The organism is Rhodococcoides fascians A44A, from assembly GCF_000760735.1.
Taxonomy (GTDB): domain Bacteria; phylum Actinomycetota; class Actinomycetes; order Mycobacteriales; family Mycobacteriaceae; genus Rhodococcoides; species Rhodococcoides fascians_E.
The window spans coordinates 1,299,837-1,311,896 of the sequence record NZ_JMEX01000005.1; the positions used below are offsets into that span (position 1 = coordinate 1,299,837).

11 protein-coding genes are annotated in these 12,060 nt (G+C 63.3%); 5 read left to right on the forward strand and 6 right to left on the reverse strand.

Translation table 11 applies throughout. The features are described from left to right. Nucleotides 1–36: 36 nt before the first annotated feature. Both BH95_RS09635 and BH95_RS09640 read right to left on the reverse strand, forming a co-directional pair. Complete coding sequence (locus BH95_RS09635; protein ID WP_037161703.1) at nucleotides 37–879, reverse strand: SDR family NAD(P)-dependent oxidoreductase; 843 nt, start codon at nucleotides 877–879, stop codon at nucleotides 37–39. After that, nucleotides 876–1,814 carry an alpha/beta hydrolase gene (locus BH95_RS09640; RefSeq protein ID WP_037181708.1) on the reverse strand — a complete coding sequence of 313 codons (939 nt, stop codon included), beginning with the start codon at nucleotides 1,812–1,814 and terminating at the stop codon, nucleotides 876–878. The genes BH95_RS09635 and BH95_RS09640 overlap by 4 nt, the downstream gene beginning before the upstream one ends. Before the next feature lie 73 nt (nucleotides 1,815–1,887). Here BH95_RS09640 and BH95_RS09645 point away from each other — a divergent pair, with 73 nt between their 5' ends. After that, on the forward strand, nucleotides 1,888–2,514 hold the full coding sequence (locus tag BH95_RS09645) for a TetR/AcrR family transcriptional regulator (protein ID WP_037181710.1): 627 nt from the start codon (nucleotides 1,888–1,890) through the stop codon (nucleotides 2,512–2,514). A 51-nt stretch (nucleotides 2,515–2,565) separates the two neighbouring features. On the opposite strand, the gene BH95_RS09650 is transcribed toward BH95_RS09645, so the two are convergent. Beyond that, a complete protein-coding gene (locus BH95_RS09650) occupies nucleotides 2,566–3,189 on the reverse strand; it encodes a TetR/AcrR family transcriptional regulator (RefSeq protein ID WP_037181712.1) in 624 nt (207 codons plus the stop codon). 233 nt (nucleotides 3,190–3,422) lie between these two features. On the opposite strand from BH95_RS09650, the gene BH95_RS09655 reads away from it, so the two are divergent. From BH95_RS09655 to BH95_RS09670, 4 genes are all read left to right on the forward strand, one after another. Continuing rightward, nucleotides 3,423–5,057: an MFS transporter gene (locus BH95_RS09655; protein WP_037181714.1), complete on the forward strand. Its 1,635-nt coding sequence runs from the start codon at nucleotides 3,423–3,425 to the stop codon at nucleotides 5,055–5,057. A 35-nt stretch (nucleotides 5,058–5,092) separates the two neighbouring features. Beyond that, entirely contained in the window at nucleotides 5,093–6,094 is a 1,002-nt protein-coding gene (locus tag BH95_RS09660) for an NAD(P)/FAD-dependent oxidoreductase (RefSeq protein WP_037181949.1), read from the forward strand. A gap of 110 nt (nucleotides 6,095–6,204) precedes the next feature. Beyond that, nucleotides 6,205–7,425, forward strand: coding sequence for a low temperature requirement protein A (locus BH95_RS09665; protein WP_037181716.1), 1,221 nt, complete (start codon nucleotides 6,205–6,207; stop codon nucleotides 7,423–7,425). A gap of 133 nt (nucleotides 7,426–7,558) precedes the next feature. Next, on the forward strand, nucleotides 7,559–8,632 hold the full coding sequence (locus BH95_RS09670; protein WP_019663366.1) for an alkene reductase: 1,074 nt from the start codon (nucleotides 7,559–7,561) through the stop codon (nucleotides 8,630–8,632). Between the two features lie 105 nt (nucleotides 8,633–8,737). Here the strand turns inward: BH95_RS09670 and BH95_RS09675 are convergent, their stop codons facing one another. From BH95_RS09675 to BH95_RS09685, 3 genes are all read right to left on the reverse strand, one after another. Next, nucleotides 8,738–9,763, reverse strand: a complete 1,026-nt coding sequence (locus tag BH95_RS09675) for a methionine synthase (RefSeq protein ID WP_179276709.1) — start codon at nucleotides 9,761–9,763, stop codon at nucleotides 8,738–8,740. A gap of 26 nt (nucleotides 9,764–9,789) precedes the next feature. Further along, nucleotides 9,790–10,761 (reverse strand): putative oxygenase MesX, encoded by a 972-nt coding sequence (locus BH95_RS09680; protein WP_037161714.1) that lies wholly within the window; start codon nucleotides 10,759–10,761, stop codon nucleotides 9,790–9,792. Nucleotides 10,762–10,992: 231 nt separating this feature from the next. Next, nucleotides 10,993–11,946, reverse strand: coding sequence for a LysR family transcriptional regulator (locus BH95_RS09685; RefSeq protein ID WP_019663369.1), 954 nt, complete (start codon nucleotides 11,944–11,946; stop codon nucleotides 10,993–10,995). Between the last annotated feature and the right edge of the window lie 114 nt (nucleotides 11,947–12,060).

Sequence of the window (12,060 nt, forward strand, 5' to 3'; positions counted from 1 at the left end):
TCGCTCGAGCTTGATCTCGGCGCGTTGTGCCGGGCTTCATGACGGTGCTGCGTGCGAGGCGAGTTCTACTGCTCGCGGGATCACATTGTGGCGAAACCCGATTCGGTCGGTGATGGGACGGATGAGTCCGGGTATGCGGGCGGCGAGGGCGTTCGAGCGGGTGGGGACGATCATGTCGGATCGATTCTCGATTCCTGTCACCGCGGCGGCGACGACGGTGTCCAGTGGGATCATCTTGAACAGGCCCGCGCGGTTGCCGCCCCACAACGTGGTGGCCACTGGGTCCGTTTGCACGGCGTCCATCATCGGTGTCTGGAAGAACGTCGGGTGAAGGCTTCCGACCCCGACGCCACGGTGACGCAGTTCAAGGCGAGTCGCGTCGCACAGCGCCCAGACGCCCGCTTTGCTTGCGACGTACGGGCCGTTCAGTGGCGAGTGGACGAAGGCGGCCATCGAGGAGATCGCCAGCAGATATCCGCGCCGCTCGACGACGTGGGGCAGCGATGCTTTGAACGTTCGCCAGACTCCACTGAGGTTGACGTCGATGATTCGTTCCCACAGGGCAGGGTCCATCGATTCGAGCGGTTGCACAGCGGCGATGCCCGCGTTGGCAATCACAACATCGACTCGCCCGAAATGTCGGGCCGCCGAGCCGACCGCCGACTGGATGCTGTCGAGGTCGGTGACGTCCACGGCCCACCCCCGGGCAACGGCCGCCGGGCCGAGAGTGCGAGCTTGTAGGGCTGCCGCGTCGCCGTCCAGGTCGAGAAGGGCCAGATTGGCGCCGCGCGAGCGCAGTGCTGTCGCCAGGGCGGAACCGAGTCCGCCGGTGGATCCTGTGATGACGACTGTGCGGCCGGCAAGGTTGTAGTCGATCACGCTCGTGTGCCTTTCGTTTCGGTGTCATTCTTTTCGGTGACGGGAACGTGCCGACCCAGGAAGTCGAGTTGGTCGGCGATGTTGCGCTCGAAATCGGCACCGACGTAGATGTCGAAGTGGCCGGCGTCGTAGAGCTTTATCTCCGCGCGTGGAGAGCGTGCGGCGTACCGCTGGGTCGGGATCGGCGGTGCAACGCTGTCGCGCTCGCAGATGGCGTAGAAAATCGGGCACTTCACTTTGCTCGCACTGCGTCCCGGGAAATGGCGGACGATGTCGAGTCCGAATCGAGCTGCGACGTCTCGGCGTACGTCCATGCCCGGTGGGATCAGCGCAGTGATACCGGCAGCGCTGTCCGGACTGGTCATGAGCGAGGTCGACCCAGGCGGGCCGTAGGTGTCGATCATCACCGGCGGTCGGCCGAACTTGGCCCCGACGGCATCACGCACCGCGCGGCCGGTCACTTTCGCGGCGACAGGGAGGGGGATGGCTCGTGCTGCGGCGAGGCCGTCGGTGAACGGGCACTGAGTGATCACTGCGGCGACATCGGGGTTGCGTGCGGCGGTGACGATGACGTGTCCGCCGCCGAAGGAGGTTCCCCACAACACGATGCGGGCGGGGTCGACGGTGTCCAGGGTGCGCGCGTGGGCGATTGCGGCGTTCCAGTCGCCGAGTTGCGTATCGATGTCGAGAAGTTGCCGCGGCTCGCCGGTGCTTTCACCGAAGTGGCGGTAGTCGAACACGAGGCACAGGTAGCCCATGGCGGTGAACCGTCGAGCGAAAGCGTCGAGTCCCATCTCCTTGATTCCCCCGAGGCCGTGGCCCATCACGATGATCGGACGGCTTCTGCCGCCCTGGTGGGGCTCGTCGGTCGGTGTGTACAGCCAGGCGGCGCACTGGCCGTCGCCGGACGGGAATCGGTCGTCGGTGCGTGTCATAGGCACACAATATGTAAGAGGTTCCAAAAATGGAAGTAGTTACATGAATTGAATGGGCTACAGTTACGCGGTGATGGCCGAAACAGGAACGACGCGCACTCAACGGCGCGCAGCTGCCAACCGCCGGTCGGTGCTCGAGGCCGCACGCAGCATCATCGCTGCTCATGGCGTCGGGGCGCTCACCCTCGAGGCGGTAGCCGAGCAGGCGGATGTCGCTGTACAGACCATCTACAACCGTGTCGGGGGCCGCTCGGCGCTACTCACCGCAGTAGCGGAGGAGGCGCTCGACGAAAGTCGCGTCTACATGGACGCTGCGTACGAATCGGAAGGGACGGTGGAGGAACGCCTCCTGCTTGTCGCCGCCGCCTACGCACGGTTCGCGCGAGAACGTCCTCACGAATTCCGGATTCTGGTCGAACCGCCCGATGAATCCGACGCGGTCGAGCGGATCGCAGCGCTCACCCAGGCTCAGAACGCCCGCCTCGCAAAGGTTCTGAGGGAGGGCGCCCGCTCCGGATCGGTCAGAGCCGACTTGGATCCGGACGACCTCGCCACCACCCTGTGGGCGGCGTTGAACGGTCTGCTCTCGCTCGCCTGGCGACCGGGAAACCTGGGAGCCGATCCCGCGACGATCGACAGGCTCCTCGCCGTCTACCTCATGGCCGTTCGCGACGGGCTACGGGACCACGACCCGAGCTAGCAAAGTCCCGACGCACGATCCATTGCGGCGGCTGTGGCATACGTGCGCGCCCTACCGGTGTCGAGGGCGGGGCAGTAGCGCGAACGCATTTTCGGCGATCGATGTCATCCGGGCGGGGCTGTGGCCATGTGCGCCAACCACATCGAGTCCGCGGACGATGCTGATCAGAAGGTAGGCGAGGTCGTCGGGGTCCGCGTCGGCGTCGATGTCGCCGTGGCGTTGGGCGGCGCGCACGCATTCGGATACCGCGGTCACCATCGTCGAGAAGCAGGCGTTGGCAACGCGTTCCAACTCGGGGTCGGAGCTGCCCAGCTCGAGGGCTATTTTGGCGGCGAAGCACGCCGCCGCTGCTCGGTCGGGCGCGGGCGGAACGTCGGCAGCGAGAGGGACGCCGTTGACGGCGCGCAGCAGGAATTGGTGCAGCCGTTCTAGAGCACCGTCGTCCGGTCCGGCGAGCGCCTTGGGGACGAAATGCGCCAGCCGAGCGGAGTATCCGGACAGGGCTTGAAGCAACACGCCGTGCTTGCCGTCGAACGCGGCGTACAAGCTGCCGCGGCCCAGGCCGGTAGCGGCGCTGATGTCGTCGACACTCGTGCCGTTGTAGCCGGTGGTGCGGAACTGACGCTCCGCGGCATTGAGGACGTGTTCTCGGTCGAACGTTCGTGGTCGTGCCATGCCTCGAAGGTAGGCCGCGCCCGAGTAATTGACAAGTCAGTACAGAACCGCCTACGTTATGGAACATTGAGTACATAACCGAACGGGACCGACTCGCCCCTGGTTTGGGTCCACGGTCCGGCCGACCGCATCGGCCGCTGCACCGGTTCGCGCCCTCATGTGATTCGACCCCCGATACGCACTGTCAACCGACTGGCCCGCAGATTCGGACCCTTCTATCTCAGGAGTAACTGATGCCTTTACTTGCGAGAACACCCGTCACAGATATGTCGACTCCCTACCCGCGGCGGTGGTGGGCTCTGCTGGTGCTGTGTCTTAGTCTGCTGATCACGGTCATGGCGAACACGTCGCTGATCGTCGCCGCCCCCGATCTGACTGCGGATCTGGGCTTGAGCAGTAGCGATCTGCAGTGGGTCGTCGATGGATACACCGTCCCGTACGCGGCGCTCATGCTGGTGCTGGGCTCGATCGGTGACAAATACAGTCGACGTGGTGCGCTGATCCTGGGGCTGTCGCTGTTCGCCGGTGGTTCGATTATCGGCAGCATGGTCGACGAGACCACGATGCTGATCGCAGCCCGGGCAATCATGGGTATCGGAGCCGCTGTCGTGATGCCGGCCACGCTGTCACTGCTGGTAGCGACGTTTCCCCGCGACGAACGAGGCAAGGCCGTCACCGCATGGGCCGCAACATCCGGGGTGGCGGTTGCTGTTGGACCCCTGGTCTCGGGCTGGTTGCTGGAGGACCACGGTTGGGGTTCGACGTTCTTGATCAACGTCCCGATCGCGGCCCTCGCCGTCGTTGCAGCGCTCGTTCTGGTTCCGCCGTCGAAGGCCGAGAACATGGGCCGCATCGACTACGTGGGTGGTCTGCTGTCCATCGTCACCCTCGGTTCCTTGATCTACGGCGCCATCGAGGGTCCGCATTCGGGTTGGGACGCAGGCCCCGTCGCGGCCATCGTCGTTGCCGCTGTCGGTCTGGCGGGGTTCGTTGCCTGGGAGTTGCGTCATCCGCATCCGATGCTGAACGTCCGTAAATTCGCGCTGCGGCCGTTCACCGGTTCGATGCTCGCGGTGCTGGTCTTTTTCTTCGGAATGTTCGCGGTGCTCTACTATTCGACGCAATTTCTGCAGTTCGTCCTCGGTTACGACGCTCTCGCTACGGGCGTACGCCTGCTGCCGTTGGGCGCCGCTGTTTTTCTCGGATCTGCGATCACCGGGAAGTTCACTCCACAGTTGGGGGTCAGGGCGATGGTCGTCGGCGGATTGATCATCGGAACGGCAGGGATGTTCCTGCTCACCAGGATCGACGATGGCTCGACGTATATCGACTTCCTCACTCCGTTGCTGATGCTGGGCTTGGCTCTTGGCGTGAGCATCGCGCCGGCGACCGACACGATCATGGGGACCTTCCCAGAATCCGAGTTGGGCGTCGCAGGAGGTGCCAACGACACAGCGCTCGAACTGGGCGGGGCGCTGGGCATCGCAGTGCTGGGATCGGTGCTGGGCACCGCATATCGCGACGAACTGACCGACCTGGCGGCAGATCGGCTTCCTGCCGAAGCGATGCAGATCGCCAAGGACTCGGTCGGTGGTGGATTGGCGGTCGCAGAGCAGGTCGCGCAGAGTTCCGCTGCCGGACCCGAGACTGCCCGAGCAATCGTCGAGGCCGTCCAACAGTCCTTCGCCTACGCTGTCTCCCACACCAGCCTCATCGGTGGCATCGTCATGGCCACCGGAACAATGATCGTCCTCGCTGCTCTACCGGGCCGACGAACCCTCACGCCCACGAGCGTCGAGCCTCCCGTCGAGAGCTCTGTGACCGCTCGCCCAACCGACCCGACGCCCACCACACCAGTCAGAGGGTGACCCTGGATATGTCGAACAACCGGAGGCAGGAAACCATGACCGCTACGACACCGACTTACCAGAGTGATGCCGTTGCCGAGGAAATCGTCGATGTGGTGGTGATCGGCGGAGGCGCCGCGGGGCTCAACGGAGCACTGATACTCGCTCGTTCCCGGCGCTCGGTCGTCGTGATCGACAGCGGATCCCCGCGCAATGCACCTGCAGCGTCGATGCACGGGTTCATCGTCCTGGACGGAATGGCGCCGCAGGAGATTCTCCGCCGGGGCCGAGAGCAGGTGCGCCAGTACGGCGGCCTCGTCGTCGACGCCGAGGTGATGGCAGCCGAGCCTGCGCCCCCGTCCGCGCGCGGGGACCTGCGGTTCACTGTGACTCTCGCCGACGGTCGAACCATCACTTCCCGTCGCATTCTGATCGCCACCGGACTCACCGACGTGTTGCCGGAATTGCCCGGGCTGGTCGAACACTGGGGCGATAGTGTGCTGCACTGTCCGTACTGCCACGGATGGGAGGTGCGCGATCAGCCCATCGGCATCCTCGCCACCGGTCCGGTATCGATCGTTCACACGTTTCTGTTCCGCCAGCTGACCGAGGACCTGATCTATTTCACCCAGGGCACCGACCTCGACGACGACGACCGTGATCGTTTCGCAGCCCGCGGTATTCGCATCGTCGACACTCCTGTCACCGAGATCGTCGACGACGACAATGGTGCGCTCGCCGGGCTGCGACTGGCCGACGGACAGATCGTGGCCCGGAGTGTGGTGGCCGTACTCGCACAACTGCGAGCCCGCATCCAGGGACTGGAAGGTCTGGGCCTGCCGGTGCATGAACCGCCGAACATAGGTGTCGGTTTCGCCTCCGGCATCGCCGGCGCTACCGAAGTGCCGGGTGTGTGGGTGGCGGGGAACGCCACCGATCTGACTGCCCAGGTCGGTCCCTCGGCGGCGGCCGGTGCACTGGCCGGCGCGGACATCAACAGAATGTTGGCCATCGCCGACACCGATGCTGCCCTGCACGAGAAACGCCGGGAAGCTTGACGACTCGAATGCTGTCTACAGCTTCTCACGGCACAGTTCGACGCAGTTGTGGCGGGATGTGCTCCAACTCTGGTCGAGGTTGAGTTGGACCGGGTGGGGTATGTGTCGGCATGGACGATTACCCCGAAACACATGCGGACGGTGATTCCGGGGCCGATCAATCCACCCCGGTGTTTCAGCCGCCTCGACTTCGAACCAAGGACGATCGTGCCGCAACGCGGCTGGAGCTGTTCTTCGATCTCGCTTATGTGCTGGTTGTTCATCAGCTCGCGATCGGCTTGAAAGACGACCTGGGGTGGCACGGGGTAGCGGTGTTCACCGGACTGTTCGCTGTCACCTGGTGGTCGTGGGTGACGACTACGTTGTACGCCAACAGATTCGACACGAACGACGTTCTCTATCGGGTGCTCAAACTGGCCGCGACGTTCGCGGTCGCGGTGATGGCGGCGAGTGCGACCACGGCCATCGGTGGTAGCGGCACCGTCGCGTTCGGCATCGGATACATCGCGACCCGGGTGCTTCTCGCCGGGCTCTACTTCCGTGCGTGGCGGCATATCGCCGACGTACGGGCCACCATCGATCTCTATCTCGCGGCGACGGTCATCAGCATCGTGATCTGGACGATTTCGCTGTTCGTTCCGTCGCCGCTCACCTACGTCCTGTGGGCGGTAGGCATCGCTGTCGAGGCGGCTGCTCCGTTCGCGGCGACCCGGTGGGGTCAGAACGTGCCGCTTCACCTCGACCATCTTCCGGAACGCTTCGGACTCTTCGTCATTCTCGTCCTGGGTGAATCGGTTTCGGCCGTCGTGCTCGGGATGCGTGACACTTCGTGGGCCTGGTCGTCATTGTCGGTGGCAGCACTGGGATTCACCATTGCGGCTGCCGTGTGGTGGATGTACTTCGACATCGCCGGTGCGGAAGCCAAGTTCGAGATCCAGGACGACGATCGGGCGGTGGAAAGCGGTCGCGCCGATGGGTATGTCTACGGCCATCTTCCTGTTGCTCTGGGGGTCGCGCTGCTCGGTGTGGGGATTCAGCAGTATGTTCTGCATCCCGTCGGAGAGCTGACCGACGCGGGCCGTTGGATCCTGTGCGGCGGGGTCGTGCTGTTCGTCGTCGGGATCTGTTCCATCCTCGGGTGGAGCTCGGGTGATTGGAAGACTGTGATGCCATGGCCGGGGCTGGCGATCCCCGCCGTCCTTGCGGTGGGCGCCGTGGACGGCGCACTCCCGTTCGCATCGGCCGTCGTGCTCGCTGTCGGTGCCATCATCGCCGTGGTCACGGGGATCGTCCGGCGCCAGCGAAGTCCGATCGAGACAACGGAAACCTGACGCGCCGGTAGCGACACGCGACGTCCCGTCGCACACCCCTCGATGGTGACGATCATCTCTGACCGGAATACCTGACTGTTCTCCGACGGTTAGCCGATGTAAGTATCGCCCCCGTCTGGAAAGAGTCGAATCAGTGAAGTTGTTTTCTCCGTTGACGCTAGGTGCCCTCGACCTCGAGAACAGGCTTGTGATGGCTCCGCTCACGCGGGTGCGGTCCGGGCGTGACGGAGTTCCCGGCCCGCTGGTGGTCGAGCACTACCGTCAGCGTTCCTCGCTCGGTCTGATCGTCACCGAAGGCACTTATCCGTCGCACGCGGGTCAGGGATTCCCCGGCCAACCCGGCCTCGTCACGCCCGAGCAGATCGACGGCTGGAAGAATGTCGCCGACGCCGTGCACGCCGAGGGTGGTCTGATCGTTGCTCAGGTCATGCACGCAGGCCGTGTCACGCACGAGGCGACAACAGGCGGCTACGAGGTCGTCGCCCCGAGCGCGATCGCCATCGACGGTGAGACACGGACCTACGACGGGAAGAAGCCGTACCCCGTGCCTCGCGCCCTGACGACCGACGAACTTCCTTCGGTGATCGAGGAATTCGTCCAAGGAGCCAAGAACGCCATCGCAGCAGGATTGGACGGCGTCGAGATTCACTCCGCCAACGGTTACCTGCTGCACGAGTTCCTTTCGCCCGCATCGAATCAGCGTGACGATGCCTACGGCGGCACACCCGAGAACCGCGCGAAGTTCGTCGTGGAGGTCGCACAAGCGGTCGCCGACGCCATCGGAGCCGACCGCGTCGGAATCCGAATCTCGCCCGAGCACAACATTCAGGATGCGCTCGAAACCGACCGCGACGACGTACACGCGACTTACGCCGCCCTGGTGAAGGGGATCGCTCCGCTGGGTCTGGCGTTCCTGAGTGTGCTGCACAAGGATCCGTCGGGTGAGCTCGTCCAGGATCTGCGCCGCACCTTCGGCGGTCCTGTTCTCGTCAACAGTGGATTCGGCGAAATCACCAGCAGGGACGAAGCTCTGTCGCTGGTCGACGACGGATTCGGTGACGCTGTCGTGGTAGGCCGTCCCGCCATCGCCAACCCGGATCTGGCCCGCCGATGGAAGGAAGACCTTCCACTGAACACTCCGGACCAAAGCACCTTCTACTCGGACGGTGCAGAGGGATACACCGACTACCCGGCACTACAACACTGAAACGACCTGGGGGGAGGAGCACCCGTTCCTCCTCCCAGGTTTGCACTGGGACTGGACGTGCCTTGCAACGGATGTGTCGCAAGGTATTCGGGTGCCGTCGCGCCGCTAGGACAGCTCGCGTCGCACGAGGTCGGTCCCGGCGGCGAGCGTGCGCATCTTTTCTCGCGCGACCCGTCGATCGAGAGGCGCCATACCGCAATTGGTGCTCGAATACAGTTTGTCCGCGTCGACGAACGGGAGGGCGCGTCGAAGGGTGGCGGCGACTTCCTCGGGCGTCTCGATGGTGCTACTCGCAACATCGATCGCTCCCAGCATGACTTTCTTGCCCCGAAGCAATTCGATCACGTCGACCGGTACCCGCGAATTGTGGCTCTCCAGCGACACGATGTCGATCGAAGACTGTCGCAGCAGTGGAAACGACTGCTCGTATTGACGCCACTCTGCCCCGAGCGTCGCCTTCCAATCGGTGTTGGCCTTGATGCCGTACCCGTAGCAGATGTGCACGGCAGTCTCGCAGCTCAACCCGTCCGTGGCACGCTCGAGCATCGCCACGCCCCAGTCCTTCAGTTCATCGAAGAACACGTTGAACGCAGGCTCGTCGATCTGGATGATGTCCACGCCTGCCGCTTCCAGGTCCTTCGCTTCCTGATTCAGCGCCGTCGCGAACTCCCACGCAAGCTTTTCGCGGCTCTTGTAGTGGTCGTCGTAGAGTGTGTCGACCATTGTCATCGGACCGGGCAGGGCCCACTTGATCGGCTGGTCGGTTGTCGCTCTGAGGCGGGCGGCGTCGTCGGCGAACACAGGCCTTTCGCGGCTGACTTCGCCGATTACCGTTGGAACACTTGCGTCGTAGCGGTCTCGAATTCGTACGGTCTCGCGTCGATCGAAGTCGACGCCGCTGAGGTGCTCGATGAACGTGGTCACAAAGTGTTGACGGGTCTGTTCACCGTCGCTGACTATGTCGAGCCCGGCTTGCTTTTGCTCGTGCGCCGCAAGGGCTTGGGCGTCGAGTTTCCCTTCGCGCAGTTCGTCCTCTCGCAACTTCCATGGGGACCACAGCTTTCCGGGCTCGGAAAGCCAGGAGGGCTTGGGCAGGCTACCGACGATCGAGGTGGGTAGGAGGGTGTTCATCTCTGGTACCTTTCGGTTCTGCGGGCTCAGGCCGTCTGCGCGAAAGCCCACCGTTCGAGAACGGCGCCGTACGGTTCGATGAGATTTACCTCGGTGAACTTTCCTTGGGTGGTTGCGAGGCCGGTGCGCTCGACACGGTCGTAACTCACCTGTGGCAGTGAGTAGTTGCCGTTGTCGAGGCTGGGCCGATATACGTGCGCCGCTGCGGTATTCGAATTGTAGATTTCGGGGCGGTAGATCTTCTGAAACGTTTCCATCGTCGCGATCGTTCCTGCAAGCGCGAGTAACGAGTAGTCGTTGAGCAAGTCGCCGCGGTGGTAGAAGGCAAGTGGAGCGGCGGAACCGCGAGGCATGAAGTATCGCGCGCGGAGCCCCATCTTCTCGAAGTACCGGTCGGTGAGCGACTGCTCGTCCGCCACGTACTCCACCCCGAGAATCGGATGGTGATTGGAAAGTCGGCGGTACGTCATGGACGTCGAGACACTGATGCAGATGACCGGCGGCTGCGAGAATCGTTCGCGATACTCGTCGGACTCGACGAAACGCTGGAAGACCTGCCCGTGCAGGTCGCCGAAGTCGCTGGGGATTCCCGTCGCCCGGTGCCCCGGGAGCCGAACACTGAAATCGTAATCACGAATGTACGACGAGAAGTTGTTCCCGACGATTCCCTCGGTGCGGGATCCGGTCTCGATGTCGACGATGTCGACATCGAGCACTTCGATCACCGGGAATGCGGATCCATCCCCGGCCGACGCGAGATGCAGGTCTACGGAAACGATGTCGAGGTCGAGCCTGTAGCGGTCACCACGGGGGTTGTCCCAGTGCACCAACTCGTTGACACGGGTATTCATCATCGTCACCGCATTGCGCAGATTCTGTCGGCGACCCTCGCCCCGTGCGAGATTCGCGAAATTCGTCGTACTGCGCGAGCTGGTCGACGGTGTGTAGTCCTCGTCGAAGCGTGTCGTATCGATGCTGAAGGCACAGTCGTTCGTCATTGTGGAGAGTTGCCCCGATCATGTGCGGTAACTACAGCGACGAGGGCGTCGCCGCACGGCTGATTGCTTGGTTCTGTGCAGCACTTCGGCCCACCGCATCCTCTTGCCCCAGATGGACTCTCGGGCCGAGATACTCGAAGATCGGGGGCGCAAAGTGACGCGAAAATGAGTGTAGACAGACCGACCGTCATAGGCTAATTGCTTCGAACGATAGCTGGATATAGCGAATGGCTATCCCAGAAGATCGACTCCGAATCCTGAGACGACGTCGCGCATCTCCAGCACGAATCGCCGGGCCTGAGCGGTCAAGGACACCGAGGCATGACCGATCCAACCGATCTCGATTCGTTCGTCCACGTCCAAAGGTACGGCGACGATGGACGGATCGAGATCGTCCGAGACGATGCCGGTAGAGATCGTGTATCCAGCCAGACTGATCATGAGGTTGAAGATGGTCGCCCGATCACTCACCCGGATGTCCTGCTTCGACGAACGGGTGGAGAGGATCTCTTCAGCCAGGTAAAAGGAGTTGTTGGCGCCCTGGTCGAAGGTGAGCCGGGGCAGATCCTCCAGATCACTCAGCGTCACGCTCGTTCGTTCTGCGAGCGGATTCGTGCGGGCGACGAAAATGTGCGGCGACGCCAGAAACAGCGGCGTGAACACCAGTCCGGCTTCGCGAATCAACTTGTCGATCACGTTTGCGTTGAACTCGTTGCGATACAGCACACCGAGCTCACTTCGCAGTGTGCGAACGTCCTCGATGATGTCCCACGTACGGGTCTCGCGAAGAGTGAACGCATATTCTGCCGCTTCGGATGCCTTCACCATCCGGGCAAAGGCGTCGACGACGAACGAGTAGTGCTGAGTCGACACGGCCAGCAGCCGCCGGGAGGGTCCGCGGCCCAGATAGCGTTGTTCCAGGAGCTCTGCTTGCTCGACCACTTGACGCGCATACCCTAGGAATTCCGCCCCGTCCTCGGTGAGCGTCACGCCGCGGGTCGAGCGAAGGAAGAGCGTACGCCCTACGCGATTCTCGATGTCTTTCAATGCGGACGACAGGGTCGGTTGCGCGACGTAGAGAAGGTCGGCCGCGGCACTGATGGATCCCTCGGCGGCCACTTCCACGAAGTACCGCAACTGCTGAAGGGTGATTCCCCGCGCCGTCCCTGCGATGCCACGCGCCATAGCGAGAACTTATCGCATTGGTACACGACGCGGACGCTGGTGCTGGAGTCACGCTGTGTTCGTGTCCGCGGGTTCTCGAAGGCGTCCATCTCGATTGCGATACGCCGCGCGAGT

Bases quoted from the DNA above. Each gene is read 5' to 3' on its own strand.
- BH95_RS09640 (WP_037181708.1), bottom strand. From the start codon at position 1,814: ATGACACGCACCGACGACCGATTCCCGTCCGGCGACGGCCAGTGCGCC.
- BH95_RS09645 (WP_037181710.1), top strand. From the start codon at position 1,888: ATGGCCGAAACAGGAACGACGCGCACTCAACGGCGCGCAGCTGCCAAC.
- BH95_RS09650 (WP_037181712.1), bottom strand. From the start codon at position 3,189: ATGGCACGACCACGAACGTTCGACCGAGAACACGTCCTCAATGCCGCG.
- BH95_RS09655 (WP_037181714.1), top strand. From the start codon at position 3,423: ATGCCTTTACTTGCGAGAACACCCGTCACAGATATGTCGACTCCCTAC.
- BH95_RS09660 (WP_037181949.1), top strand. From the start codon at position 5,093: ATGACCGCTACGACACCGACTTACCAGAGTGATGCCGTTGCCGAGGAA.
- BH95_RS09665 (WP_037181716.1), top strand. From the start codon at position 6,205: ATGGACGATTACCCCGAAACACATGCGGACGGTGATTCCGGGGCCGAT.
- BH95_RS09675 (WP_179276709.1), bottom strand. From the start codon at position 9,763: ATGAACACCCTCCTACCCACCTCGATCGTCGGTAGCCTGCCCAAGCCC.
- BH95_RS09680 (WP_037161714.1), bottom strand. From the start codon at position 10,761: ATGACGAACGACTGTGCCTTCAGCATCGATACGACACGCTTCGACGAG.
- BH95_RS09685 (WP_019663369.1), bottom strand. From the start codon at position 11,946: ATGGCGCGTGGCATCGCAGGGACGGCGCGGGGAATCACCCTTCAGCAG.